Genomic DNA, 26,577 nt, shown 5'->3' on the forward strand with positions numbered 1-26,577 from the left:
TTTTTTCGACAAATTGATGTGATATGGAAAACCATTGCTGCAGTTTTTGCGTATGTACCAATAGTATAATCCAAACGATATGATAAGAAAAACAAGTATTTTGCTAGGAGTGTTTACGATTTTGTTGGGGTCCTGTACCACCACCAAGTCTGTGCGTTCCCAACGCAATTTGTTCAGTGGCACGTGGTCCCTGGACAATATTAGGTATGAAAACAACACCGGAAACTTTCAGGCCGTTCTATTTGATGATGCCAAGGACATTTGTTTTGAGGGGAGCGAATGGTTTTTTAGGGACAATAACAGTACTGGGCGATATACCATAAAAGGCGGATCCCTATGTCAAGGAGGGGATAGGTACATTCGTTGGTCCGTTATTGAGCCTGCACAAAACTACAGTAGTCAGTTACAGTTCAAATTCATTGATGAGAAGTATAAGGACATTTCTGGCGGAGTAGGGTACCGATTGAATATTACCAGTCTGGACGAACAACAAATGGTATTAAAGTCTAATGCAAATGTTGATGGTGAATTGGTCACCATTGTTTACGAATTTTCAAAAAAATAAAAAATGAACATCAAGCTTAAAAAAGGAATCTCATACGGAATGATCGTGCTACTATTGGTTAGTTGTAGTGCCGTAAAAAATGCCAATAAAGCACAGAAAGGTGGTGCCATTGGTGCAGCAGGTGGTGCGGTAATTGGAGGAATCATTGGGAACAATGTCGGAAAGGGAAATACGGTCCTTGGCGCGATTATTGGTGCCGCCGTAGGCGGTGCCGCAGGTGGCTATATTGGAAGTAGGATGGATCGCCAGGCAGAGCGGATCGAGGAAGAAATACCGGGTGCGGAAGTACAGCGTGTTGGTGAAGGGATCAACGTAACCTTTACCCAGGATGCCGGTGTTTTCTTTGACACCAACAAATCCGATGTCAAAGGAAGCTCCGCGGAAACACTCAATAAGTTGGCTGACATTTTTAGGGAATACCCAAAGTCCAATATTTTGGTCGAAGGGCACACGGACAGTGCCGGTTCCGAAGAATACAATCTTGGACTGTCACAAAAAAGGGCAGAGTCCGTTACCCAGTATTTGATAGCACAAGGCATCAGTTCATCCCGACTTACCACCAAATGGTATGGCGAAACGCAACCCAGGGAAAGCAATGAAACGGCAGCGGGCAAGGCCAAAAACCGTAGGGTGGAACTGGCCATTGTAGCCAGTGACTCATTAAAAGAGGAAGCCTACGAGAATACCAAAGGATAAGATCATATTATAGAACTCGTCTTGAGTTTGTATTGATAAAAGAAATCCCGGATTTTTTCCGGGATTTTTCTTTTTTAAAGTATCTTTTGGCTACATGCAGCAAAACGTAATTATTGTGGGCGGTGGTCTAGCGGGGCTTACCGCATCCATTTTGCTCTCCAAGGCCGGTATTGGGGTATTGGTCATTGAGAAAAATCCGTACCCCAACCATAAAGTCTGTGGGGAATATGTCTCCAATGAGGTCCGGCCCTTATTGGAGGGTTTGGGCCTTGATGTAAAGGCGTTGGGGGCTTTGGATATCAAGTTATTTTCCTTGAGTACACTTACGGGCAAATGCATTGATGTTAAATTGCCCTTGGGCGGTTTTGGGGTAAGCCGTTATGCATTGGACAATGCCTTGTACCATTTGGCACTCGAAAATGGGGTGGAGTTTGCCTTTGAAACGGTAACCGACATTGTTTTTGAAGATGATCTTTTTAACATAACATCGGATAACGGTCACTATCAGGCATCCGTGGTCCTCGGTTGTTACGGAAAACGTTCAAATTTGGACAAAAAACTAAATCGGGGTTTTTTAAAACAGCAATCGCCCTGGCTTGGTGTCAAATGCCATTATCGTTTGGCTGACTTTCCTTCGGATAAGGTAGAACTGCACAGCTTTTATGGGGGTTATGGAGGACTGTCCAAAACGGAACAAGGTCTGGTGAACTTTTGTTATTTGGCCAATTACGCAAGCTTTAAAAAATACCGAAACATAGCGGAGTTCAACCGAAACATTGTTTCACAAAACCGTTATCTAAAACAGTTTTTGGAAAACGCGGAACCTGTTTTTGAAAAGCCTTTGAGCATTGCCCAAATATCATTTGCCTCAAAAACCATTGTGGAAAACCATGTTTTGTACTGTGGGGATAGTGCAGGCTTAATACATCCGCTGTGCGGCAATGGGATGGCGATGGCCATTCATGCCGGACAAATTGCGTCGTCCTATGCCATTCGGTTCTTTGCCGAGAAGGGGTATGGGAGAGTGGATATGGAGCATGATTATATCAATTTATGGAAAGCGACCTTTGCGAAACGTTTACGGTATGGCCGGTATATTCAAAAGCTTTTATTAAATCCTAAACTAGCGGATGTGATTTTTTCAATTATCCCAAAATCCCAAAGAATTATCAATCCGATTATCCAACGAACCCATGGAAAGCCTATCTTAGTGTAATGGATATTTCCATTAGAAGTTCGGAGGTAGAGCTCATGGATCGGCCAGGACTGGATAAAAAGTCCCTTACCAACGCGCTAAAAGACATCAATTTTTGCAACACTTGGCTTGGTGGTTACCGTTTGACCATAAATGCCGTCCTGGATTTGATCAAATCGGATAGGGGAAAATCGTATACGATTTTGGATGTAGGCTGCGGGGACGGGGAAATGCTGCGAAAACTATCAAAAACACTCCATGACAAAGGAATTTCCCACCGCCTTGTGGGGATCGATATCAATAAGACCATTTTAGGGATTGCAGAAGAGAAATCCCAGGATTTTTTGGATATTGGATACCGATATAGCGATATTTTGACCGATGATTCCCTGGACTGTGACATTTTATTGTGCACGTTGACCCTGCACCATCTTAAGCAGAAGGAGATTCCCCTTTTTTTAAATCGATTTGTTGCCATTGCCCGTGTTGGAGTGGTCATCAACGATTTGCAACGGAGTAGGGTCGCCCATTTTTTGTTCAAAATCTTCCGAGCCGTCTTTTTAAAATCCAAAATTGCCAAGAATGATGGTTTGGTATCCATTAGGCGAGCTTTTAAAAAGGAAGAACTCTTAAGAATGTCAAAACGGATAACTGGGGCCTCACATCGGATTTCGTGGAAATGGGCCTTTCGCTATGTTTGGATACTTAAACCACAATTGCAGGGATAACGACGTATGGGTGAAGCAAAAATTATTGGAGTGTCCAAAGCACTTCCCAAATATTCGAGGACTACCAAGGAGATCATCCCTTTTGTCAATCTATGGCTTGGCGACCAAGAAGAGCGTTTTCGGAGAAAGGTGGTCAAAATTTTTGAAGGGGCCGGTGTGGGCAAACGATATGGTATCATGTCCATAGAAAAGGTTTTTACTGCCACATCTTTTGAGGATAAAAACAATGTTTATGCCCAAGCAGCAAAGGAATTGGGAACAAAGGCCCTGCAATCCGCCCTAGAGGATTCCAATTGGGAGCCGGACTCCCTGGATTACATCATTACGGTAAGCTGCACGGGCATTATGATCCCTTCATTGGATGCCTACCTGGTGAATGCGCTACAATTGCGCCAGGATATCGTAAGGCTTCCGGTTACTGAAATGGGTTGTGCGGCCGGAGTCTCCGGAATGATCTATGCCGCAAATTTTTTACGGTCCAATCCTGGTAAACGCGCAGCAATAATCGCGCTGGAAAGCCCAACAGCGACCTTTCAACTCAATGATTATTCCATGGCCAATATGGTCAGTGCCGCAATTTTTGGTGATGGAGCGGCCTGTGTTCTGTTATCATCCAGAGTGTCGGATAAGGGGCCAAAAATAGTGGGTGAAGGCATGTACCATTTTTATGATGCCATTGGGATGATGGGTTTTGATTTGACCAATACCGGTCTTAAAATGATTCTGGATCCAAAGGTTCCCGAGACTATTGAAGAACATTTTCCACTTTTGACCAATCCGTTTTTGGAAGGACTGGGCTCAACAATTGAAAGGGTAAACCATCTTATTTTTCATCCCGGAGGAAGAAAGATTGTGCAAACCGTTGAAGAACTGTTTGGAAAATTGGGCAAGAATATAGATTTGACACGGAAGGTCCTCAGGGAGTACGGGAACATGAGCAGTGCAACCGTACTCTATGTACTGGAGGAATTTATGAAAAAGGATGTACCAAAAGGGGAACAGGGGTTGATTTTAAGTTTTGGGCCCGGTTTTTCCGCCCAGCGTGTTTTAATTGAATGGTAATGGCAACAATCACCAAGGGGCATCCATGGGCATTGATTTTGGGGGGCAGTACCGGACTGGGACTGGCCACTGCCAAAAAGTTGGGCTCCAAGGGCTTTAATATTATAATTATACACAGGGACAGAAAGTCTGATTTAGAGAAAATTAACTCCTCTTTTCAAGAGATTACTTTAAATAAGGTGCAATGTGTAAGCTTTAATATGGATGCCACCAACCCAGAGAGACAAAAGAGCCTGGTACAAGAGATTACGGCTGTTTTAAAAGACGATAAAGTAAAGGTTTTGGTCCATAGTATTGCGAAGGGAAATGTAAAGCCGATGTATGCCGCTGGAACGGGTGAATTGGAAGGTCAGGATTTTCAATTGACCATTCAAGCCATGGCCACAAGTTTGTACGATTGGACCAAACTGCTGGTGAAGAATCAAGTCTTTTCCAGAGATGCAAGGATCATTGCCTTTACCAGCGAGGGAAGTACAAAGGCTTGGCCCAACTACGCAGCCGTCTCCGCGGCAAAGGCCGCTATTGAAGCAATAGTTCGGAGTATTGCATTGGAATTTGCGCCTTTGGGGCTAAAGGCCAATTGTATACAGGCAGGTGTTACCGATACCAAATCCTTACGATTGATTCCTGGCAGTGATCAATTGATTCGGGAAACCCTTCGTCGAAATCCAAATAAAAGGTTGACCACTCCGGAAGATGTGGCCAATGTGGTATATTTATTAAGCACTCCCGAAGCTTCCTGGATTACGGGTACCGTAATTAAGGTGGACGGCGGGGAAAGCCTTCAATAATGACAGCAGAGGAAATCATTGGCCATTTGCCGTACGACTATCCTTTTCTTTTTGTGGATGTCTTGAACAAGGTTGATGGGGCAGGTTGTGAGGGGCAATATACCTTCCGGTCGGATCTGCCCTTTTACCAAGGGCACTTCAAGACCCTTCCCGTAACTCCCGGGGTTATTTTAACGGAATGCTGTGCACAGATCGGTTTGGTGTGTTTGGGAATCCATCTCATGGGAAAAGAACTGGATACTTCCGTTCAAATAGCGCTTTCAAGTACTCAGATGGATTTTCTGCTACCGGTGTTCCCCGACGAAACCGTAACGGTTTTCTCCGAAAAAATCTATTTTCGATTCCATAAACTAAAGTGTAAGGTGTCCATGCGAAACAGTGCTGGAAAGATGGTCTGCAGAGGCGTTCTTTCCGGAATGTTCAAAATCAAGGCAACATGAGGAATAGGGTGGTAGTGACTGGGATGGGGGTATGTGCCCCCAATGGAATAGGATTGCCTGCCTTTGGGGAATCGCTCTCCACAGGGAAGTCCGGAATTGCATGGATTGACGAACTAAAAAGACTAAAATTCTCATGCCAAATAGCTGGCTTGCCTAATATTGGTGTGATAAATTTGAATGATTACTTCACCAGTGTTCAATTAAAAGGGTTAAACTCCAATGGACTTGTCTATGGGGTTATTGCCGGAATGGATGCCTGGCAAGATGCCGGTTTACGAATTGCTGATGCTCCGGACTGGGACAGTGGAACCGTTTTTGGAACGGGTATCCTGGGAGTGGATAAATTTAGGGAAGCCATTTATAAGGTCGATGCCGGTGAGGTAAGGCGCTTGGGAAGCACTACCGTTGTACAGACCATGGCCAGTGGCATTAGCGCCTTTTTGGGAGGAAAATTGGGATTGGGGAATCAAGTTACGACCAATTCGTCGGCATGTACCACAGGTACGGAAGCCGTATTGATGGGTTATGATACCATTGCAAACGGAAAGGCAAAACGGATGCTGGTAGGGAGTTGTAGTGATAGTGGACCTTATGTTTGGGGTGGTTTTGATGCGATGCGTATTTTGCCCACAAAATTCAATGATACCCCTACCAAGGCCAGTAGGCCAATGAGTGCCACAGCTTCGGGATTTGTGCCCGGAAGTGGTGCCGGAGCCTTGGTTTTGGAGTCCCTTGACAGTGCATTGCAGCGCAAGGCCAAAATTTATGCAGAAATTATGGGGGGTGCCGTAAACAGTGGTGGTCATCGTAATGGGGGAAGTATTACGGCAGCCAATCCCGTTGGGGTACAAAAATGTATTTCAATGGCCATTGAAAATTCTGGGATCAATGGAAAAGATGTGGATGCCATTAATGGCCATTTAACGGCTACAACGAAAGATCCGGATGAAATTGGTAATTGGAGCATGGCCTTGGGAAGATCGGGGCTCGATTTTCCTTACATCAATAGTTTTAAAGGGCATTTTGGACACTGTTTGGCGGCTTCGGGGAGTATTGAGTGCGTGGGTACGGTACTGCAATTTAAGGCCAAGCAATTGTTTGGGACCTTGAATTGTGAAGATGTTCATCCTAAAATATTGGAGGTCGCGGACCAATCCAAAATAGTGGCACAAACCCTAGCGTATCAACCAAAAATTATTGCCAAAGCAAGTTTTGGTTTTGGGGACGTTAATGCCTGTGTTATTTTTAAGGCCTATTTGCAATAAATGTTATGAAAAAGGAAATAAAGGAACGCTATGACCTGCTCAAAGGTATTGTGGAGCAGTATTTGCCCGATGATGTTGAGGCCTCAACCATTACTATGGAAAGCCACTTCATCCAAGAGTTGAACATCAATTCTGCCAATCTGGTGGATATTGTACTGGATGTGGAGGACGCTTTTGATATCATGCTCGAAAATGATGATATGGATGGAATGCAGACCGTTTCGGATGCATTGGGAATCATTGATCGGAAGATTTCGGAAAAATAGTATTCCATGAGCAACAAAAGAAAATGGTTATTCACTGGAGGTTTGGGCGCCTCACTTTTTGGATTTGGGGTTTGCGCTGTGTTGGAAAGTGCCTTTTTAAAGCACTCAGGGGCCCTGTGGTATGTTTGGACGGTATTGGGGACACTTTCCCTTGCTTCCATGGTCCTGGGCATTGTGCTGCTCATTAAGGCAGGTTTTATGGAGAAGGATATTAAAAAGGGCAGTCAATGAATCAGTTCTGGACATGGGCAAGGCCCAAATTGACCGTGGATAAAAGATTGCTATTCACCTACTGCGTAGTATACTTCATTTGGGGCATGGCCATGAACTGGGTCGGGCAACAATTGGAAATTGCACGTTTTACGTATTGGTGGCAGGTAATTACGTGCTACATCCTTTACATGGTGCCCATATCGCTATTGCTCCGGGGGTTGCCATTTCATATGCAGTATGCTTACGGCCTGATTGCTATGGGATTATTGGAGTTCGGGGGGTACGCATTGGAAACTTCCTATGCGTATCCCAACAATCTTCTTGACCAAGTTTTTAACGAGCGAAACTTTAGTTTGGGAATGGCCCTGTTTTTTGCCCTTTATTTTCCCCTGGGAAATAAGCTCGTTTCCAAAATGTATAACGTGCTCTTTGGATAAACGACTTCGTATTCATCGGGAAAATCGAAAGCTCATCGAAACATCCATAGGCTTGGGCCAGTTCAGGTATCGACCAAATGTACCTTATTATAGATGAGAAACCGCAAAACCATGGTTTTCTGGTTTTTAACTAAGGTCACCTTACTTTTGGGTTGAGAACACTATATTTAAATGGGAAAATACTTTTTTACCTGTGCCATGATGGTATTGGGTATGCATTTGGGCTATGCACAGCATACCAAAAAGGCGGAAATGTTAGAACAGCGAAAAGCGTTCAGTGATCGAACCATGTTCCAACGTTTTGAACGTGAAATGGTGCCCACCGCAGCGGAGCGTACAAGAAAAAGGGAAAAAATCAAGGCAAGGCGGGATGTACTACTTACAATCATAGATACTTCCCAAATACGGCCTGAATTGAAATTGAGACTGAAAAACGACGTGTTGGACGACCCGTTTTCCAATAGGCTGCGCAAGTTTATGGAGAAACACAAGCTTAAAGAGATTGTTTTAGCGCACTAAATCGAACTTAAAATAGACCAAGACCAAGTTATCTTTCTGTTTTTTCTTGATGTTGATGTCAAACTCGGAACTATAAAGACTTGCTTTTCCCGTTAAACCCTTGGAAGACTTTTTCATGGTAATTACAAAAGGTTTTGTAATGCCCTTTATCGTAAGATTGCCACTTACCAGATATTGGTCTCCCTGTTTTTGGATACTGGAACTTTTAAAACGGATTCTTGGATGGTCCTTGGCGTTGAAATAGCGGGAGCTTCTTAAGGACCAATTTCTCAAGCCGTTATTGGTATCCAGCGTGGAAACGGCTACCGAACCTTCAAAGAATGAATTCTCCAGGTCGCCCCAGTCAATTTTGGAGGAGGATGTAAAACCGGCAATACTTCCCTTTACCTTTTTTGCAGGAAATTCAAATGTAATGCTGGCCGTTTCAATTTTTGCCTCTTGGGCCTGAGGCCCAAGTATTGGAAAACCAATTGCTATGAGATAAAACAGAACCGATAAACGCTTCATGAATGGATTTTTGGTACTTAGTCCCAAAAGGCAATTTAAAACTTACAGGCTAATGTGACTTCATTTTTTCCTTTTTTTTGGAGAGTTGCCTTTCCAAATCGTTAATGGATTCCTGGATGGATGCTTCAAAACTTTTGGTGTTGGCTTCTGCAAAAAGTAGAGGCCCTGGAACACTTAGTTGAATTTTACAAATTTTACCACTCATTGGCGAACTGGTATTCTGAATTCTCAAAAAAACATGGGCCTGAACGATAAAATCATATTTAGACTCCATTTTGTTTAACTTTTTCACAATTAAGGCTTCCAATCGTTCGCTCGCTTTTACTCCATCATATTCAAAAGTGATGTTCATATACCTAAAAATTTAAAAGGTTAATTCAAAATCAGGAAAACACTATAAAGGCTGAATTACCCTATGGTTAAGTTTCCATTAAGTCAAAACTAGGGGATGTTAAAGTTTAAAAAGATGACATTGGTCATGTTCATTCGCTATAGGATAATTCGTAAATTAGATAGGGAAAATGTGATCAAACCTAATTTTAGTAAATGACAACAGACAACATAGCCACTAACCTGGACGAACTCACTATGAAGTTGGAGCGAAACCATAGACAGGTATTGCACCTGATCAAAAAGTTGTGTTCCTATCGCTACGAACCGAAAAACTACGATTGCTATATAAAGCTACGGGATTTACAAAAGGGATTCAAGGATTTGGCAAGTGACCAAATGCAACTTTTTGATAAAATTCAGCAACACGGTGTAAATGCAACCGAAGCAAAACAGCTTATGGATGAGGCCGCGACCAGGTTCATTGTTTTGGAAAAGTTAATGGCACAGTACATATTGGACATCAACGGGTACTAATTTTTTTACTATAAATAAAAGTAATGCTATTGATAAAGAAAGTTTTATATTCATTAATGCGGTAATTACCTATATTTGAAAAAAATTGAGATGGTACACTCTAAAATTCTTTTACTCACCAATCTTGAGCCCGAATCGGCCTCACTAATGAAGATGGCCATTGGGATGTCCAATGAAAAGGGCTCAAAACTATCCATCCTGCACGTAAAGACGCCTTTGTCCGTAGTGAATATGGAAAACCAATTAACGGCAAAGCGGGCCATCTATGATGATCATCGCACTACACTGAAGAAATTGGAGGAGTTATTATCACCGATCCCACTGCATCGGAATGTAACTTTGGAGGTTAGGTATGGACATTTAAAGAGTACCGTTAAAGAGTATGCCAAGGAATATGGTCCAGATATTATTATTGTAGGGTCAAAAAAACCCAAAAGATTGGCCTTTATGGGTGACGGACTGGTCAACTGGTTGACCAAAAAATTCAAAAACATCATTGTGGCCAACCCGGACGAATCTTTGCGCCTGCAGATCAAACAGTTGGTCATCCAATAATTTTCAAAACTTTCCGTGTTGGAATTATTGTATTTTTAGCATTTTTAAATAAATGCTATGACTGCAAAGTGTTCCTGTTTTCTGTTCTGTTTTTCTGCCTTTTTGCTTTTGTTTACGGGCTCTTGTAAGCATCCGAATAAAAATTCAACGGCCGAGGAAGTATTCCAAAGCGGGGCAGTAGGCGATACCAGCCTAAAACTGAATACCCTTAGATTACCGGAAGGTTTTCAAATAACCACTTTTGCCGAGCGCATAGATGGCGCACGTTCTATGGCACTGGGAGACAAGGGCACCCTTTTTGTCGGTTCCAGAACGGAAAATACCCTCTATGCCGTTATTGATGGTGATTCGGATCATAAGGCGGACCAAATTATGGTATTGGATACTACCCTTAACACCCCCAATGGAGTTGCTTTTAAGGATGGATCCCTATATGTTGCCGAGGTCAATAGGCTATTGCGCTATGATGCCATTGAAGAAAATTTGGACCAGCTTCCCGAACCCGTGGTGATTTATGATGACTATCCGGATGAATTTCATCACGGTTGGAAATATATTGCTTTTGGACCTGATGAAAAGCTCTATGTTCCTGTTGGCGCTCCCTGCAATATTTGTGATAGCGCTGTTGTGGACAAGCGTTTTGCCTCCATAACCCGCATGGACCCCGATGGCGGTAATCGGGAGATTGTTGCCCACGGGGTTCGAAATACGGTAGGATTTACCTGGCACCCCCAAACCAAGGAATTATGGTTTACGGATAATGGTCGGGACATGATGGGGATGACGTTCCGCCCTGTGAGTTGAACCGGTTGGGGGAAACAGGGCAACATTTTGGATATCCCTTTTGCCATGGAAGCTCCGTAGTGGATCCGGAATTTGGAAATGATAAAAGTTGTGAAGACTATGTGCCTCCGATCCAGGACCTTGGGGCGCACGTGGCCCCATTGTCCGTGAAGTTCTATGAGGGTACCATGTTTCCGGAGTCGTATAAAAAATATGCCTTTATTGCGGAACATGGTTCCTGGAACCGGTCCAAAAAGGTGGGATATCGCATTTCATTGGTAGAATTGGATGGAAATACGGCTGTTGGATATACCACTTTTATCGATGGCTGGTTGGATGAAGAAAGTCAAGAACGATGGGGCAGGCCCGTGGATATCCTATTTCTGGAAGATGGATCAATGCTGATTTCCGACGATTTTGGTGATGCCATTTATAGGGTAACCTACAAGGACAATTCCATAGCTATGGTGGAATAGCCCACACTCCATTTCGGAAGCGTTATCCATGCCAACCTATGGTCATGGCATGACGCTTCAATATGAAGTAGTATCGATGGCCTTGTTCTTTTAAAAAATAAGATGCCCTCTTGCCCAATTAATAGCTTCATAGTTAGGGGCTTACTTTTTTGAAATAGTACAATATATGGGAAGGGGATTATTTTCCTCTTACAGCGGTAATCCGTAGGTGGTATTTTTTCGTACATCCAACAATCATCGACCAGAATTTTAGTTTTTTTGCGAAATGGTATCAAGTTGGATAAGGAAGCCTATTTTTTGGGGTATTGTTTTTAGCATTTTGAGTACAGGGATTTCCCTTGGGCAGGACAAAGAGATTTATCAGGGAACTTATCGTGTTGGCAATCTTAGTGGCGATGCGAACTTTGGATACCTCTTGTCCGGTACGGACACTATTTTAGATGGTGGTTTTAGTCTGAAAAGTTCCAGTTTGGAAGCCTTGCTGAAAGAGAACGACAGCTCATTTTCCATTCTGGGAAACTTTGCCTATGGAGTTCCGCAGGGAAAGTGGCTATTTCAATTTGGCGAGTTCCAAACAGATAGTACCAGCCAGGTGGTGGGCTACCAATACCGTGTCAATGTCAATGGAAACCAGGAGGAAATCGAAGGTTCCCTTGAGAATGGTAGGCCCCAGGGCATCTGGAAAATAAACTCCAAAAGAATTGAGGACTCCCAAATCGCCGATACCCTTTTCCATAGCGAAATCCTTTTTGAGGGAGGCGTGCCACAGCAAAGCTTCCGTATAGCAACCAGTGAAAGTACGCTGGTGGGCCGGTTTCTCCGCAATGGATTGGCCCATGACAGTTGGTCCCTTTTCTCCAATGATGAGGACGCTACGGAGAATTGGATTTTTAATGAAGGCCGATTGACAAGAATTGAACGGGAGGATGACGGGGAAGTGATCAGCTCCGAAATATTTCCCAACTCCTTTTCGGCATCCAAAACCATCCATGTGGATGCTGGGTTTTCCACCTTGGTGTCGTTGTACCAATCCAAAGTGTCGGGTACCTGGGATACATCAAAAGGAATCAGTGGACTTCTATTGGAAAATGGACGTTATTACGCAAAAATAGATACCCTATTGGGCATGTTCGGAAATACCGGTTTTCGTCCGGAATTTAACGTTGTAGTGCCTTTTTATCCTTTAAATGAGACGGAGAAACAGCAGTTGGATAGCATTTTGATGCTGACAAAGGAATCCAAACAAATCACGACTTCACTTTTGGCAAGTACCCAACTCAATTTGTTGAAGCGTTCGGACGACGAAGCCAATTACCTTCATAGAGTTCTTGCACGCATACAGCAGGAATATGAAATGCCTTTGTTGCAATTGGTCCGTTTCAACGAACTGGACATTGTTGACTGTTTAAACCGTAAAAAATTGGTTGAAACACTTTTCCCTGCAGGAACACCTTCCATTTCAATAAAAGTTACTCCAGACGATGGGGAAGCACCGGTTTTTTTAGGTCCCGATCATGGGCAATTCAATTTTTCGGGCCAGGATTTGGAATCCATCCATCAAATAGCTTCTTATATGCACAAGAGCGTAGAACAGGTTGCCAATCAACTGAATGGAAAATTGGCCTTTGACAAAAAACAACAGGAATTTGTGGATTTGGAAGAAACCCTTATTGCCAAAGCAAATCGTTTGAACCAATATCCCGATTCCGTGTTGGGTAAGTTAACCAGGGCACAGTCAAGGGCATTGAAGCATCTACGCCATACTTCGGAACAGTTGCTCGCTTCCTATTCCAAAATGGAAGTAAATCAGGAAAAGTTGCGGCGCGCCCATATTTTAATTTCATGTTTGGAGGACTTGGATAGCCTTTCGGGGCAGATCCTGCTGCTTCCCAGGAATGCCGTTGAAATTGAAGAGAAGTACAAAGATGCGGTTTTCAATCCCTTCACGGCCACCATTATGGAGGAGGCCGTGAAAAGAAGAATTACATCGACCTACAAAACCGTACTCCTTCCTTATTTGCTCGATGCCGTTGAAGCCCAAGTGAATTGTGACAATGCCAAGGAAATGACCTCGCTTTTCAGGGATTTGCACCTTCGGATGCTTGCGCTTCGGGAGGAGGACACCAAAAAACTGGAACGAAAACTAAGAAAGGTTCAGGACCCCATAGCGGTATTGGCACTTTTTGATTTGAAACCATTGGAAAAGTAGGATCGTCTTATGCAGAATACCAATACACATCGCTTTAAGATCCTGCCCCTGTTCCTTTTCCTGGCGGCAATACAAATAAAGGCCCAAAACGGGGAGGTACTTCCCGAAGAATCGGATTTTAAAGAGCCCGTTACCCGGGTGTGGTACAATACCTATGGAATTATCCGAATCAGTAATCGATTGTACTGGGATGCCCAAACCCATTTCCGCTTTGTGGAAACGGAAAGTACGCCTTTTATGGGGCAGATCGGGCAAATTTACAATCGCCATGCCATCGGATATATTTATTCCAAATACATCAACTTCAGTCTTGGAGGGGTCTTGCGGGTCAATTTCAATACCGACGAATCTTCGGATGACCGTAATGTGGTTCCTGAATGGCGTATTTGGCACCAATATCAGTTTGCACAACCCGTATATAGCGCAATGATTTACCACAGAATTCGTATAGAACACCGTTGGACACAAGGCTTTGCGGAGAATAGTGATTATATTTTCAGAAATCGATGGCGGTATATGTTTCGGGCCAAAGTACCATTGAACAGCAATAAACTGGAACCAAGGACCATTTATGTCTCCCCAGAGGCAGAGGTGATCATGCAAAGTGGTAAGGAGGTAGTGGGCAGTGTCATGGAAGATCTAAGGTTGACCACAACGTTGGGCTATATCATAAATCCACGATTGAAAGTAGCGGCAGGTCTTATGTATTCCCATGGACAAACCTTGGAAAACCCTGGAATTTTTAGACAAAATTGGACCATGCGGTTCCATGTCTACTTTTCCCCGGACATTAGAAAAATAAAAAATAAGCTACCCGCCATCCATTTTACGGATTAGGTACGTATATGGAATTGTACAATGCTTTTTTAAGATGAAAAACCGTAAACCCCAATTCATTTTATTCCTTTCCTTAATCATTGCAATTACTGCACTGCTCTATGTTTTGAACACCAACATACAGCAACAACGCCAATTGCGCCTACAAGGTGAGCATTTGGTTGAATTGCAAGGTCAGCTAAAAGTCCAGCATGAGTTATTACGGGTGGATACCTTATTGGTGGAGGGGAAGTATGAAGATGCCCTGGAACAGTATGGGAATGAGGAACTCCGTATCGTTGCCGATGGTGCGCATGGAATAGGTTTGCGCGTGGCCATCGCAGAACGTTTTTTGGAACTTCAGGAGAATACGGTGGAACGTTATGAGGAACCTGTGGATTCGGTTGGATTGGAATCCGATGAAATTGAAAATGATATCCTCGCAGCTGAGGTCAACCAAATGGATTCCCTGTCCTTTGTGCTGGAAAAAACCAAAGTGCAGTTGACACGATTAAAAAAACAACTCCAACAGAAGTCCTTTGGGGAGTATATCACTTTTACCAATAGTAAAGGAAGTCTGGTACATTATGTTGGCCAAGTACGAAAGGGAAAGGCCCATGGGTACGGTGTGGCCATCCTAAGCACGGGCAGCCGCTACATTGGGGAATGGAAGGATAACCATCGTCATGGCGTGGGCACGTACCATTGGAAAGATGGGGCCTATTATGAAGGGGAGTACAAAAATGACAAAAGGAACGGTCAGGGGACCTATTACTGGCCCAATGGTGAAAAATTTGTAGGACTTTGGGAAGATGATGAGCGGACAGGAGAAGGCATTTTTTATGGAAAAAACAGTGATGTTGTTGCCAGTGGCCTTTGGGAGGACGATGAACTGGTCAAAGCGGACAAGAACTCTGGGCGCTAAACTGTAGCTTATTCCCCCAAAAGCTGAAAAAATTCATTGGCATCCTTAATATCCTCCAATCCCAGGATATAGCATATTTCAGAAAGATCGGAAAAATCCAGCCCGCCTGATGCAATGGAGGTGTTTACATACCTTCCTTCCTTTCCGTTGTACGAATTGCCAATGGAAATGGCCATTTCCCAAACTTTGACAAGATTAGGGGTATCCCTTAGAAAGGGCTTCCAGTCAATATGTTGATCGGAACGAAATCCCGGAGTTCCATTTCCCATGGCATTGCCATCCGGAATCTTATGGTAGTCGATCGTTTCCTTAACGTATTTGAGTAATTCGGGGTCCGTAACCTCTTCGTTCCAATCGCTATGTTGCACAATGTGAATCCGTTCCCTGACCTTTACTTTGGGTTGCCCTTTTAGGAGAAGTTTTATCCATTTTGCGGAGAAGTCGGACTGTCCGGCATCGGCCACCCAGATATCCCCACCTTGATTTAGGGATCGCTCCACTTTTTCCAGTACTTCTTTCAATGCTTTTTCATGATTTCCATGGGCATCGGACCAGTTGGCACCAAAAGCAAGCTCAAAAAGTTCCTCTGCGGGTACATACAGTCCTTCTTGTATCCCATAGGTACCGGCCACCGCATGGTATTTGATATTCCCAAAATCCGGATGCCACAATAATGTGGACAAGGCCGCTACCGTATGGAGATCATCCACATCCGTCTTACAATCAAATTGGGCCAGCAAAAGATCTTTGTCGGGATGAAACCTTGGACTTTGGGCACGGGAAGGTGCAATGATCAACAAACACAACAGTATAAATCCAATCCTATATTTCATGGCCAAAAGGTAGTTAATTATTGGTAATAGGGGTTGTCGATAGCACCAAGGAGATTGCGTACAATGGTCAAGGGGAAAACCCATGGCGCTTAAAAGAAATGAAATAAATGGTGTGGTATACAAATATTAGCCCCACCTTTGCAATCAATTTTAGTAACTAATAACAGTAAAATGAGTAAAGGAACAGTAAAATTCTTCAACGACACCAAAGGATTTGGATTTATTAATGAAGAGGGTGCCGATAAAGAACACTTTGTACATGTTTCTGGATTGATTGACGAAATTCGCGAAGGCGACCAAGTTGAATTTGATTTGGAACAAGGAAAGAAAGGCTTAAATGCAGTTAATGTAAGGGTTATATAAGACATTGTACCAGTGAATGAAAAGGTCCATCAATCTGTGGTGGGCCTTTTTTATTTGTTGGAATTGTCCGTCATGCAATATAAAAGTCCTAACTTGTAGGAAGAACACATTTTATGGCAAAATCACAACAAACTTTTGGTAAACGCGAAAAAGAAAAAAAACGCTTAAAGAAAAGGGAAGAAAAACAAAAGAAAAAAGAAGCCCGCAAAGCCGAGGCCAAAGAGAGTGGGGGAGGTATCCCCTTTGCTTATGTTGACCAATATGGCAATTTAACGGACACGCCTCCAGATCCATCGGAAAAAATCAAAGTGGAAGCTGAGGACATTGTTTTGGGCATTCCGCAAAAGGAGGATACCGAAGAGGAATTTGATCCCATCAGAAAAGGAAAGGTGGCTTTCTTTGACCATTCCAAAGGATTTGGTTTCATCGTGGATTCGGAAACCCAGGAAAAATACTTCTGCCACGTGAGCGGTCTGAATGATGAAATCAACGAGAACGACAACGTCACTTTTGAACTGGAAAAGGGACAGCGTGGAATGAATGCCGTTCGGGTAAGTTTACAGGAAAAATAGACGCGGATTAGCGTTCTTCACCTTGGTAGGACGAAAACCAACCGTACTACCTGCATTGTATGCCGCTATAACAATCCCCATGTTAAAAAATAGTTGACTTCAGCATTTCGACTACACTTATAAATCGCCGAAAAGCGTAGCTTATTCTAACGCGAGCGGAAGGGCAACAGCATGTCACAAACCTTTTAAATTTCTGCTATGCCAAGATGCTTTCATGTCCGGAATCCTTGACGAACAAACAAGAGCTTTGTGTTTTTGCGGACATATCTTCCACAAATCCAAATCTAAGGTCTTCGTCCATCCCAAAAATATTCAGGTCGGCAGAAGGAGCATTGCGGACCACCGAATTAAAATCACCAATATGGACTTCCGTAAGTGTTTCGGGCAGCCGTGCCAGATTGATCAATAAATTCAAAAACTTTTTGGCATTCTCTTCTTCTTTCGGGTCACTGATGACAGTGATTATGCGAATACGCGCACCCCAGTTCATCTTAAGCTTGTAGGCCACAAGAATGGAAAGATCCAAATTGCCAATGTCCCAGCCCAAATCCCAATTGGTTCTTCGATCGCTTACCCAAACGTTAATGGTGTTGCGCTGCCCCAGTAGCGCAGTGGGGTGCGATAAATACAGCAGTACACCGATCTCCAATCGTATGGATTCCTTCATTACCGGCCGCAATTCGGTTTCGTAATCGTCATGGTTCTGCAGATTCAAAAAGACAATATTGGGCCTGAAAAAGGCGCCTTGCAAAGCTTGGTTTCCATAATTGATGCCCTTGGCAAATTCCTCGGTATGGATTACCGATGAGGACGAAAAAACATCTTTCTGCCGAAATGAGGTGGAAATCGCCTCCAACTCTCCCGCCAGGGTACTGGATTCCGAATAGGACTCGATGCCCAGGAGTTTTATGGAGCCTTTGGGTTTGGCTATATTTCTTAGAAATTCAAAAGTTCCCTTTAAACCATTGATATCCCGTACAGGAACCATTAAATTGGCTTTCCACGCACGTTGTTGCATTTTTTTCATACCCCAGGTATGTTTCGCCGCCCATTCTGCAAAAGAAAAGAATAGGCCGGAGCGTACATCTTCAAAAGGGGTCTCCAAATTCTGTCTTGATAAGTACCAGTAGACCATCAAAACAATCAAAATGGAAAACAAACTAACGATCGGGTTAATGATGAACATGGCAAAGACTGATGATACCAGTCCAAACCAGGGAACCCACCTATGAATTTTAAAGATGGGCCGATAGCTTATGAGACCAAGGTTTTGCTCAATAATGACCACAATGTTGATCATGGCGTAGGTAATCAAGAAGAACAAGGTCACCAAGGGGGCAACGGCATTGATGTTTCGTAGCAGGAGTGTGGTGAAAATAAGTATTCCCGTGACCAGCATGGCATTTCTCGGTTGGCCATTGGCACTTTGCCCGGCCAAAAAATCGGAAAAGGGGAGTACCTTATGTTCCCCCATGGCAAATAAGATTCGCGAAGAACCTACTATGGAAGCCAAAGCCGATGAAAACGTTGCCCCCAATATCCCGGCAAGGATCAAGGGACCTATATAGGCCTTTTCCACCATGATATAATAGTTGTTCAGTAATTCGGCTTCCGAGGCACTCCTTGAAATCCAGAAGGCCATTAGCATATAGATTATAAAGCTCACCCCAATGGCCCAAAGTGTCCCTGTTGGGATACTGCGTTTAGGGTCCTTCAATTCCCCCGACATATTTGCGCCCGCCATGATTCCAGTTGCCGCAGGAAAAAACACCGCAAAAACAAGCCAGAAATTGCTCCCACTAAAATTGTTTTCAATGGAACCTTTAAAAGTACCCCAGCGCAGGGCGTCACTAGTGGGTATGGTCATGGAACCTTCGTAGGCGGCAATGATGATTGAAATGAAGGACAGCGCAATAATTCCCATGATGATGAACTGTGTTTTAATGGCGAGATTCGCGCTTATATAGGCAATGGTAATGAGCAAGGCAAAAACAATGATGTCCACCAGGAAGGCATTATGACCTGGAAAAATACCCAGCCAACCTTCACGGAAACCAAAAATATACATGGTAACCGCCAATCCCTGTGAAATGTATCGGGGAATTCCCAAACTACCACCAACTTCCAGGCCCAAAGCTTGGGAAACAATGGCATAAGCCCCACCGGCACCAATGCGGATGTTTGTGGTAATGGCAGACATGGAAAGGGCCGTACATAGGGTAATTAAAAAGGAAATGCCAATGATCAACCACGTGCCCAACAGCCCGGCATTGCCCACGACCCAACCCAATCGCAAATACATGATGACCCCCAGGATGGTCAACAGGGTAGGGGTGAATACCCCACCAAAAGTTCCGAACTTTTTAAGGCTTTTGGGTGGTTCTTCCATAGATGGGCATGCGTCAATTTTCGGTATTAAAATAGTGATTAATTGATTTTAAATGGTATTTAAAGTGCCAATCCATTATGTTCATGATTTGAATCATTTATTCACAGCCCAAACTTGACTAGGTTTAGCCATTGTACTTTTAAGTTTTAGCCTGTTATGGAAGAAGCCCCATTGAAAATAGTGGCAGTTACGCCGGAAAATGTGCAAACGGAAACGCTTTTTTGTATTAGGACCGTCAAAAATCCAGATTTTGAGAGTAAAAGGAAGTGGTATGAAAGAAGGTATGCGGAAGGACTTCGTTTGCATATCTTGAAAGATAGCGAGGGCCGAATGCTTGGTTTTATAGAATTTGTACCTGCAGATTTTGCATGGAGACCTGTAGGTGCCTATAATTTTATGTTCATCCATTGCATGTATGTCCAATCCAAAAAAGACCGAAATCAAGGTTTGGGTTCAATGCTTATTGCCCATGCCGAAGCAGCGGCTAGGACAGAACGTATGGCGGGCTTGTGCGTTATGGCCAGCAAGGGAACCTGGATAGCCAACAAAAGCATTTTTTTGAGAAATGGTTTCATTCAGGTAGATCAAAAAGGCCGATTTGAGTTGTTGTCCAAAAAATGGAATAAAAAAGCACCGGATCCAAAACTTCTTGATTGGGAACGAAACCAGAAAAAATATATGGGTTGGCATCTATTGTATGCCGAACAATGCCCTTGGCATACTAAGTCGGTTTCGGCCATTAAAGCCATAGCGGAAGAGCATGCCATAGATCTCTGTGTTACAAAGTTGGAAACCGCCGAAGAGGCCAAACAGGCACCTTCCGGTTATGGGGTATTTAGCCTTTTGCACAATGGCAAATTATTGGAAGACCATTATTTGAGTGCCACGCGATTCAAAAAGATCTTAAAAAAGGAGCTTAGCAATTCCAGCAGGGTGTGAAAACCCTTTGGATCACTTTCTTTTCCATCCCGGATGTTCTGGGATAATCGATTCAGATAGAGTAGTGTTAAAATGTAGATTCCTGACTTGGGTTTTTGAGTTAAAAATAGTATGTTTGAACATATAAACATAATACCCATGCAAATCGATCATTCCAGTTCCGTTCCCTTGCACTATCAGGTAGAAGAACTTCTGCGGAAACTCATCAAGGAGGAGCGCTATATCAACGGAGAACCTTTGCCGAAGGAGGTCGATTTGTCCAAACTACTGGGAGTGGCCCGAAATACGGTCCGACAGGCTACCAATAAATTGGTGTATGAAAATGCCATTGTACGGAAAAAGGGGGTCGGTTCTTTTGTCGCACCCAATAGTTTGAGCACAAAGCTGGACAAATGGTCAAGTTTTACCGAAGAGATGACCCAACTTGGCGTGCAGTTAAAAAACTATGGGATTAAGGTCTCCTTGGTCAAAGCCGATTCTGATTTGGCCAGGACCTTGAACATCAAAGAAGGCAAGGAAGTGCTTGAATTGGTTCGTTTGCGTGGCGATGAAGAGGGCCCTTTTGTGTTGTTTTACTCGTATTTTCATCCCAGGGTGGGCCTGACCACTGATGAAGATTTTAGTGAACCCCTGTACAAAATCCTGGAATCCAAATATGCCACTCGCGCCGTTACTTCGCAAGAGGAAATAAAGGCCATAGTGGCGGACGACCATTTGGCGAAAAAACTACGGACGCCCGTTAATTCCCCATTGCTTTCAAGGGTGAGGCGGGTGCTTGATCCCGGCAATCGTATCATAGAATACAATTTGTGCTATTACCGAAGTGATAAGTTTACCTATACCATCGACATCCATAGAAATCAATGACCCCTCAAAGAAGAAAAACCACCCAAATCCTTCTGCCCAATGCCATACGGCCCACGGCCAAAGGAATCTATGACGTATATCCCCATTTTGGCGTGCACGGTGGTCATATCCATGAGGGTTACGAATCACTCGTGGAATACATTGCCCAACATAGAACTGTTGTTGTAGATGGTTATGTAGGGGTGTTCTGGGAAGATTTTCGGAATGGGCTTACCGCGGAATTCAAGAAGAAGGGGATACACGCCACTTTTATTAATGTTGCCATTGCTCAGAAGAAGGCTCGGGAAATAGATGCGCTTATAGCTCCTTTTTTAGGTGGGGACGATGCTATTTTTGGAACAAGGACCACGCTGGATATCCATGACTTTTTTGATGTAAAAACACTGGAAACGTTACAGCCCGATCCCAACGCAGCGGTTTGTATTCTGTATGGTCTTGGATCTGCTTTATGCCAATGGAAAGCCCCGTTGATCTATATCGACCTTCCCAAGAACGAACTTCAATTTAGGATGCGGGCGAAAGCTATTGCCAACCTAGGAGCGGACAAACCATTGGACAATCCCAAGGAAATGTACAAACGATTCTATTTTGTGGATTGGGTCGTGCTGAACAAACATAAGCAGCAACTTAGTGGGAATATCGCCATTATAGTGGATGACCAAAGGCCACAGCGACCTTATTGGACGACCGGGGCATGCCTGCGAACCTCCCTAAAAGTCATGAGTGAAAACTTCTTTAGGGTTAGACCGTGGTTTGAACCTGGTCCCTGGGGAGGTACTTGGATCAAGGAAAACTTTCAACAATTAAGTCAGGAAGTTCCCAATTACGCTTGGTCTTTTGAGTTGATCACACCGGAAAATGGATTGCTATTGGAAGACCAGGGGAAGGTGATGGAAGTTTCCTTTGACTTTTTGATGTATCAGGATTTTGAAAATGTACTTGGGGATGCGGCCCCATACTTTGGATATGAATTTCCTATCAGGTTTGATTACCTCGATACTTTTGATGGAGGGAATCTTTCCATCCAGGTGCACTCCCAACAGGACTATTTTGTTGGGGAATTTGGGGAAAACTTCACCCAGGATGAATGCTATTATATTCTTGATGCGAAGGACGATGCCAAAGTTTATCTGGGTTTTAAGGAAGGGGTTGACGCTAAGAAGTTCAAGGGCGAATTGCAAAAAAGCCAACAACATGCCACCGCTGTGGAAGTGGACCACTATGTGCACGCCCTAACGGCAAAAAAGCACGATTTATTCTTGATCCCCAGTGGCACGATCCATGGTTCCGGAAAGAACAATCTTGTATTGGAAATTAGCGCGACCCCTTATATTTTTACCTTTAAACTATACGATTGGTTGCGGCTGGATTTGGATGGAAAACCCAGGCCCATCAATATAGAAAGGGGTTTTGAAAATTTGGATTTCACCCGAACGGAATCGGTAATTGAAAAGGATTTCATTGCCAAGCCTACGGTGCTCAACCAAGGGAAGAACTGGAAAATAGTCCATTTGCCCACGCACAAACAACATTTTTACGAGGTACACAGGTATGAATTTGAGGACGCACTGGAGGTAGCTACGGACAATCAGTGCCATGTGCTTATGGTTGTGGAAGGCGAATCCGTTAGGCTAACGACCAAGGAGGGAGTACAACAACGTTTCAATTTTGCGGAAACCTTTGTCATTCCCGCTGCCTGTGAATCCTATACATTGACCAATGAGGGGGAATCGCTTTGTAAAGTGGTCAAAGCCTTCGTGGACATAGAAAAAATCCGGTTTTGAAAATCAACAATAACAACATAAAACACTTTGGAATGGAAAGGGATAGCTCTAATTTAAAAGGATGGGGGGTCGTGGTATTGGCCTTGGCCGTAAGTGGTTTGGGGATGGCCCAAAAGCGATATTTTGCTGGATATCAAAAGTCCCTGGCGGGCCAAAATTTTGCCTACCATTCGCCAAACTCCTCCAATGATGAATGCTTATTGGTCCGGGCGGATAAAAACTTCGATCCCTTGGAATGGGAGACGGAAAAAATTCCGGTTGATTATAACCAAAAAACGATTTCCTTTATCTGGCTCTACGCCCTTAGCGTGCGCCCGGATGGAAAGACCTTCAAATTATCGGTACAGGGAGAAGAGTTGCTCTCGTTTTCAAACCCCAGCAATAATGATGCGGAAGTCATTGAGATCAACGGAACGAACAAAAGCAAACTTTTGTTTCGGAAAACGATGGAAGACCGGCACGGCGATCAAATGGGATATGCCATTCTTACGCTGCCCACAAAAACAATAAAAAAGGGAGAACCCATCACTATTAAAGTTAGCCCTTCAGATGCGCAGAGCGTTGCTTGGTATATGACCTATAAGGTGGAATTAAATGATAAGTTTTCTGTATTTCAGTTAAATACGGTAAGCAAAGAGAAAGGTCGTTTGTACAATACTATCCGTTTTAACATTGTCCATCTTGGAGATCCCTCAAATGTTGATGTGACGCTAAATGGGGAACAAAAACGGTTTTCACTGAAACCTGGTTTAAATGAATTGGATTTTTTGGTGCCAAAAGTTGAGCAAGAAACCACAATGGTGGCAAAGATTACAAGAGAGGGTAGAACGGAGGAAAAAGTCATCAATTTAAAACCGGTGAAGGAATGGACCGTTCATTTGGTACAACATAGTCACACAGATATTGGATATACCCGGCAACAATCAGAAATTTTAGCGGAACATCTAAGATATATTGATGATGCCCTTGATTTTTGTGACCAGACGGATGATTATCCGGATAATGCAAAGTTTAGGTGGACTTGTGAAGCGGCATGGACGGTAAGGGAGTACTTAAATAGCCGTCCCCCACAACAAATTGAGCGATTGCTACAGCGTATCCGTGAGGGTAGGATAGAGGTCACCGGCATGTTCTTCAACTTCTCCGAAATTGTGGATGAAACCGCCTTGGCCATTCAAATGCAGACCTTAAACCAATTTAAGGAACAGGGGATCGATGTTACTACGGCCATGCAGAACGATGTGAACGGTATTGGTTGGTGCATGATTGATTTCTACCATAATACGGGGGTTAAATACCTTACCATGGGACAGCACGGGCATCGGGCACATGTGCCTTTTGATAAACCTACCTCTTTTTGGTGGGAGTCCCCCTCGGGGAAAAAACTACTTGCCTTTAGAAGTGAACACTATATGCATGGAAATGCATTGGCACTTACTTCCGGAAATATGGACGTCTTTCGGAACAATCTGTCCGAATATCTGATTGATTTGGAATCCAAGGACTATCCTTTGAATCGAATGGCCCTTCAGTTTTCCGGATACCTCACGGACAATTCACCACCATCCACAAAAGCCTGTGACATTGTGAAGGAATGGAACGAGAAATACGAATGGCCCAAACTTAAACTTTCGTTGGACAGTGAATTTATGGTGTATCTGGAGCAGAACCATGGAGAACAATTGGACCGTAGAAAAGTGGCTTGGCCGGATTGGTGGACGGACGGATTTGGTTCTTCCATGCATGAAACCAAAACCGCTAGAAATACCCATACCAATATGATTGCCACTATGGGATTGATGACCATGGCACAGGCCTCAGGAGCTAAAATACCTGAGGAAATGATGGATGATGTGCGTGAATGCTATGATAATTTACTTTTCTATGATGAGCACACCTTTGGAGCGGATGAAAGCATTTCCAATCCTACCAGTGAAAATATCATAAATCAGTGGCATCAAAAGTTGTCCTATGTCTGGTCTGCCAATCAGCAATCCAATTTACTTCGGGAAAAAGCCATAGGTCTGATTCAGCCCTATGGTAAAAAATCAAAGGAACCTACGGTAATGGTCTACAATACCATGAACTGGAAGCGGTCCGGAACGGTTGAAGTGTACATTGATCATGATAAATTACCATTGGATCGCGAAGCCCAAATTGTGGACAAAGATGGAAACAAAGTACCGGCTCAGTTATTAAAAAGTAGAAGCGATGGAAGTTATTGGTCCTTATGGGTAAAGGATGTTCCTGCATTGGGGTATTCCACTTATAAAATTCTGGTAAGTAATCGTCCGCTCATGACTAAAACACAGGATTTGAAGAGGGCCAACCTTTTTGAAAATGCACATTATAGGGTAGTGGTAGACCCTTCCCAAAACGGAATTACCTCCCTTTACGATAAGGAGCTCCAAAAAGAATTGATTGATGAAAATAGTACCTATAAACTGGGCACCTTGATTTACGAATTATTGGAAGACCGTCGGGAAATGGAAAGGCTGACCAATCAATTACGGGATACGGTATACAAGCCGCTAAACAAGGAAGTCCTGTCCTTATCGAATGTAAAGATTACCGGGGCGAAAAATGGTAGTATCTGGAAAAGTCTCTTTTTGAATGGTAAAATTCCACAGTGTGCGGATGAAAACGGATTGGACATTGAGTTACGATTGTATCACCACACCAAAAAGATGGAACTGCTCTATAGGATGAACAAACTGGAAAACACGGATGCAGAAGGTGTTTTCATTGCATTTCCTTTTTCTTCCGAGGAACAGGGGAAATTATTATTTGAGGTACAGGGAGGCGTGGTTTATCCTGGAGTAAACCAGTTGGAGGGCACGGCCTCCGATTGGAATACCATTCAAAACTTTGCGTCCGTTAAAAGCAAAAATGCGCAGGTAGTATTCTGCAGTGGAGATGTTCCATTGGTGCATTTTGGAGGCATCAATACCGGGAGATATTACTACAAAAGACAACCCCCGAACAGTCATATCTACTCATGGGTATTGAACAATTACTGGGTGACCAATTTTAGGGCAAGCCAGAAAGGGGAATTGACATGGAAGTATCAAATTACATCCTCAAGGGACAATTCCATCTCCTTTGCCGCTCGATTTGGAATAGAAAATCGCGTACCTATGATTGCGAGGGCTTATTCGGGAAGTACGGAAAAATCATCCGTGCCAATGGCCAGTTCCATTCTCGATTTGAACTCGCCCAAGAATCTTTTATTGGTCAATTCCAGACCTTCCAATACGGGCAAGGAGATACTATTACACCTGCGCGAAACCGAAGGGGACCATGCCGTATTGGATATTACCAAAATCCTTGGCAATACCAACATTACCGCGGTAAAGGAGGTGAATGGCCTTGGAGAGACCATTCGCGAACTGGATAGCCCGTTACTAATTGAGCATTTTGAGACAAAATTCATTTTATTGGAGCTAAAACCCCAGTAAGCCCTTTGTACATTACAGGTCAACACTGTAGTATTTTGTATGGGGAGTAAGGATTGG

General features: G+C 43.6%; 29 protein-coding genes. 25 read left to right on the forward strand and 4 right to left on the reverse strand.

From position 1 onward, the window contains the following. Positions 1 to 79 precede the first annotated feature (79 nt). From L0P88_RS21380 to L0P88_RS21435, 12 genes are all read left to right on the forward strand, one after another. The gene (locus L0P88_RS21380) at positions 80 to 565 is read left to right on the forward strand and encodes a lipocalin family protein (protein WP_247131909.1); all 486 of its coding nucleotides are present in this window, start codon (positions 80 to 82) and stop codon (positions 563 to 565) included. A gap of 3 nt (positions 566 to 568) precedes the next feature. Continuing rightward, on the forward strand, positions 569 to 1,261 hold the full coding sequence (locus L0P88_RS21385) for an OmpA family protein (RefSeq protein ID WP_247131910.1): 693 nt from the start codon (positions 569 to 571) through the stop codon (positions 1,259 to 1,261). Positions 1,262 to 1,355: 94 nt separating this feature from the next. Beyond that, positions 1,356 to 2,477 carry an NAD(P)/FAD-dependent oxidoreductase gene (locus L0P88_RS21390; RefSeq protein ID WP_247131911.1) on the forward strand — a complete coding sequence of 374 codons (1,122 nt, stop codon included), beginning with the start codon at positions 1,356 to 1,358 and terminating at the stop codon, positions 2,475 to 2,477. Beyond that, entirely contained in the window at positions 2,477 to 3,184 is a 708-nt protein-coding gene (locus L0P88_RS21395) for a methyltransferase domain-containing protein (protein ID WP_247131912.1), read from the forward strand. The genes L0P88_RS21390 and L0P88_RS21395 overlap by 1 nt, the downstream gene beginning before the upstream one ends. Positions 3,185 to 3,190: 6 nt before the next feature. Beyond that, positions 3,191 to 4,246 carry a type III polyketide synthase gene (locus tag L0P88_RS21400; RefSeq protein ID WP_247131913.1) on the forward strand — a complete coding sequence of 352 codons (1,056 nt, stop codon included), beginning with the start codon at positions 3,191 to 3,193 and terminating at the stop codon, positions 4,244 to 4,246. Further along, positions 4,246 to 5,037 (forward strand): SDR family oxidoreductase, encoded by a 792-nt coding sequence (locus L0P88_RS21405; protein ID WP_247131914.1) that lies wholly within the window; start codon positions 4,246 to 4,248, stop codon positions 5,035 to 5,037. Before L0P88_RS21400 ends, L0P88_RS21405 begins: the two co-directional genes overlap by 1 nt. Beyond that, positions 5,037 to 5,477, forward strand: a complete 441-nt coding sequence (locus L0P88_RS21410) for a 3-hydroxyacyl-ACP dehydratase FabZ family protein (protein ID WP_247131915.1) — start codon at positions 5,037 to 5,039, stop codon at positions 5,475 to 5,477. The genes L0P88_RS21405 and L0P88_RS21410 overlap by 1 nt, the downstream gene beginning before the upstream one ends. Continuing rightward, positions 5,474 to 6,742 carry a beta-ketoacyl-[acyl-carrier-protein] synthase family protein gene (locus L0P88_RS21415; RefSeq protein ID WP_247131916.1) on the forward strand — a complete coding sequence of 423 codons (1,269 nt, stop codon included), beginning with the start codon at positions 5,474 to 5,476 and terminating at the stop codon, positions 6,740 to 6,742. Before L0P88_RS21410 ends, L0P88_RS21415 begins: the two co-directional genes overlap by 4 nt. Before the next feature lie 5 nt (positions 6,743 to 6,747). Beyond that, complete coding sequence (locus L0P88_RS21420) at positions 6,748 to 7,008, forward strand: acyl carrier protein (protein ID WP_247131917.1); 261 nt, start codon at positions 6,748 to 6,750, stop codon at positions 7,006 to 7,008. Positions 7,009 to 7,014: 6 nt separating this feature from the next. Beyond that, complete coding sequence (locus L0P88_RS21425) at positions 7,015 to 7,239, forward strand: hypothetical protein (RefSeq protein ID WP_247131918.1); 225 nt, start codon at positions 7,015 to 7,017, stop codon at positions 7,237 to 7,239. Next, entirely contained in the window at positions 7,236 to 7,658 is a 423-nt protein-coding gene (locus tag L0P88_RS21430) for a hypothetical protein (protein WP_247131919.1), read from the forward strand. The genes L0P88_RS21425 and L0P88_RS21430 overlap by 4 nt, the downstream gene beginning before the upstream one ends. Before the next feature lie 171 nt (positions 7,659 to 7,829). Then, a complete protein-coding gene (locus L0P88_RS21435) occupies positions 7,830 to 8,177 on the forward strand; it encodes a hypothetical protein (RefSeq protein ID WP_247131920.1) in 348 nt (115 codons plus the stop codon). Here the strand turns inward: L0P88_RS21435 and L0P88_RS21440 are convergent. Together L0P88_RS21440 and hpf are read right to left on the reverse strand one after the other, a co-directional pair. Beyond that, on the reverse strand, positions 8,166 to 8,684 hold the full coding sequence (locus L0P88_RS21440; protein WP_247131921.1) for a YceI family protein: 519 nt from the start codon (positions 8,682 to 8,684) through the stop codon (positions 8,166 to 8,168). The genes L0P88_RS21435 and L0P88_RS21440 overlap by 12 nt on opposite strands. Positions 8,685 to 8,733: 49 nt before the next feature. After that, positions 8,734 to 9,036, reverse strand: a complete 303-nt coding sequence (gene hpf, locus L0P88_RS21445) for a ribosome hibernation-promoting factor, HPF/YfiA family (protein ID WP_247131922.1) — start codon at positions 9,034 to 9,036, stop codon at positions 8,734 to 8,736. Between the two features lie 194 nt (positions 9,037 to 9,230). On the opposite strand from hpf, the gene L0P88_RS21450 reads away from it, so the two are divergent. The 7 genes from L0P88_RS21450 to L0P88_RS21480 all read left to right on the forward strand — a co-directional run bounded on the left by L0P88_RS21450 (position 9,231) and on the right by L0P88_RS21480 (position 15,315). Then, positions 9,231 to 9,551: a hypothetical protein gene (locus L0P88_RS21450; RefSeq protein ID WP_247131923.1), complete on the forward strand. Its 321-nt coding sequence runs from the start codon at positions 9,231 to 9,233 to the stop codon at positions 9,549 to 9,551. A 90-nt stretch (positions 9,552 to 9,641) separates the two neighbouring features. Then, positions 9,642 to 10,106, forward strand: a complete 465-nt coding sequence (locus L0P88_RS21455; RefSeq protein ID WP_247131924.1) for a universal stress protein — start codon at positions 9,642 to 9,644, stop codon at positions 10,104 to 10,106. A 57-nt stretch (positions 10,107 to 10,163) separates the two neighbouring features. Further along, positions 10,164 to 10,910 carry a PQQ-dependent sugar dehydrogenase gene (locus L0P88_RS21460; protein ID WP_247131925.1) on the forward strand — a complete coding sequence of 249 codons (747 nt, stop codon included), beginning with the start codon at positions 10,164 to 10,166 and terminating at the stop codon, positions 10,908 to 10,910. Between the two features lie 5 nt (positions 10,911 to 10,915). Then, positions 10,916 to 11,365, forward strand: coding sequence for a PQQ-dependent sugar dehydrogenase (locus tag L0P88_RS21465; RefSeq protein ID WP_247131926.1), 450 nt, complete (start codon positions 10,916 to 10,918; stop codon positions 11,363 to 11,365). Positions 11,366 to 11,684: 319 nt separating this feature from the next. Beyond that, positions 11,685 to 13,574 (forward strand): hypothetical protein, encoded by a 1,890-nt coding sequence (locus L0P88_RS21470; RefSeq protein ID WP_247131927.1) that lies wholly within the window; start codon positions 11,685 to 11,687, stop codon positions 13,572 to 13,574. Between the two features lie 9 nt (positions 13,575 to 13,583). After that, the gene (locus L0P88_RS21475) at positions 13,584 to 14,411 is read left to right on the forward strand and encodes a DUF2490 domain-containing protein (RefSeq protein WP_247131928.1); all 828 of its coding nucleotides are present in this window, start codon (positions 13,584 to 13,586) and stop codon (positions 14,409 to 14,411) included. Between the two features lie 34 nt (positions 14,412 to 14,445). Next, on the forward strand, positions 14,446 to 15,315 hold the full coding sequence (locus L0P88_RS21480) for an MORN repeat-containing protein (protein WP_247131929.1): 870 nt from the start codon (positions 14,446 to 14,448) through the stop codon (positions 15,313 to 15,315). 8 nt (positions 15,316 to 15,323) lie between these two features. Here L0P88_RS21480 and L0P88_RS21485 read toward each other — a convergent pair whose 3' ends face one another. Then, the gene (locus L0P88_RS21485) at positions 15,324 to 16,148 is read right to left on the reverse strand and encodes a hypothetical protein (protein WP_247131930.1); all 825 of its coding nucleotides are present in this window, start codon (positions 16,146 to 16,148) and stop codon (positions 15,324 to 15,326) included. Between the two features lie 171 nt (positions 16,149 to 16,319). Between L0P88_RS21485 and L0P88_RS21490 the strand changes: the two genes are divergently transcribed. Both L0P88_RS21490 and L0P88_RS21495 read left to right on the forward strand, forming a co-directional pair. Further along, on the forward strand, positions 16,320 to 16,511 hold the full coding sequence (locus L0P88_RS21490) for a cold-shock protein (RefSeq protein WP_136465223.1): 192 nt from the start codon (positions 16,320 to 16,322) through the stop codon (positions 16,509 to 16,511). Between the two features lie 113 nt (positions 16,512 to 16,624). After that, positions 16,625 to 17,083 carry a cold-shock protein gene (locus L0P88_RS21495; protein WP_247131931.1) on the forward strand — a complete coding sequence of 153 codons (459 nt, stop codon included), beginning with the start codon at positions 16,625 to 16,627 and terminating at the stop codon, positions 17,081 to 17,083. 196 nt (positions 17,084 to 17,279) lie between these two features. Here the strand turns inward: L0P88_RS21495 and L0P88_RS21500 are convergent, their stop codons facing one another. Then, the gene (locus tag L0P88_RS21500) at positions 17,280 to 19,472 is read right to left on the reverse strand and encodes an amino acid permease (RefSeq protein WP_247131932.1); all 2,193 of its coding nucleotides are present in this window, start codon (positions 19,470 to 19,472) and stop codon (positions 17,280 to 17,282) included. A 156-nt stretch (positions 19,473 to 19,628) separates the two neighbouring features. Here L0P88_RS21500 and L0P88_RS21505 point away from each other — a divergent pair, with 156 nt between their 5' ends. The 4 genes from L0P88_RS21505 (at position 19,629) to L0P88_RS21520 (ending at position 26,520) form a co-directional block, all read left to right on the forward strand. After that, complete coding sequence (locus tag L0P88_RS21505; protein ID WP_247131933.1) at positions 19,629 to 20,411, forward strand: GNAT family N-acetyltransferase; 783 nt, start codon at positions 19,629 to 19,631, stop codon at positions 20,409 to 20,411. 138 nt (positions 20,412 to 20,549) lie between these two features. Further along, positions 20,550 to 21,278, forward strand: coding sequence for a GntR family transcriptional regulator (locus L0P88_RS21510; RefSeq protein WP_247131934.1), 729 nt, complete (start codon positions 20,550 to 20,552; stop codon positions 21,276 to 21,278). After that, positions 21,275 to 23,062 (forward strand): class I mannose-6-phosphate isomerase, encoded by a 1,788-nt coding sequence (locus L0P88_RS21515; RefSeq protein WP_247131935.1) that lies wholly within the window; start codon positions 21,275 to 21,277, stop codon positions 23,060 to 23,062. The genes L0P88_RS21510 and L0P88_RS21515 overlap by 4 nt, the downstream gene beginning before the upstream one ends. Then, entirely contained in the window at positions 23,059 to 26,520 is a 3,462-nt protein-coding gene (locus L0P88_RS21520) for a glycoside hydrolase family 38 C-terminal domain-containing protein (RefSeq protein WP_247131936.1), read from the forward strand. The genes L0P88_RS21515 and L0P88_RS21520 overlap by 4 nt, the downstream gene beginning before the upstream one ends. Positions 26,521 to 26,577: the final 57 nt, after the last annotated feature.

Source organism: Muricauda sp. SCSIO 64092, from assembly GCF_023016285.1.
GTDB lineage: Bacteria > Bacteroidota > Bacteroidia > Flavobacteriales > Flavobacteriaceae > Croceivirga.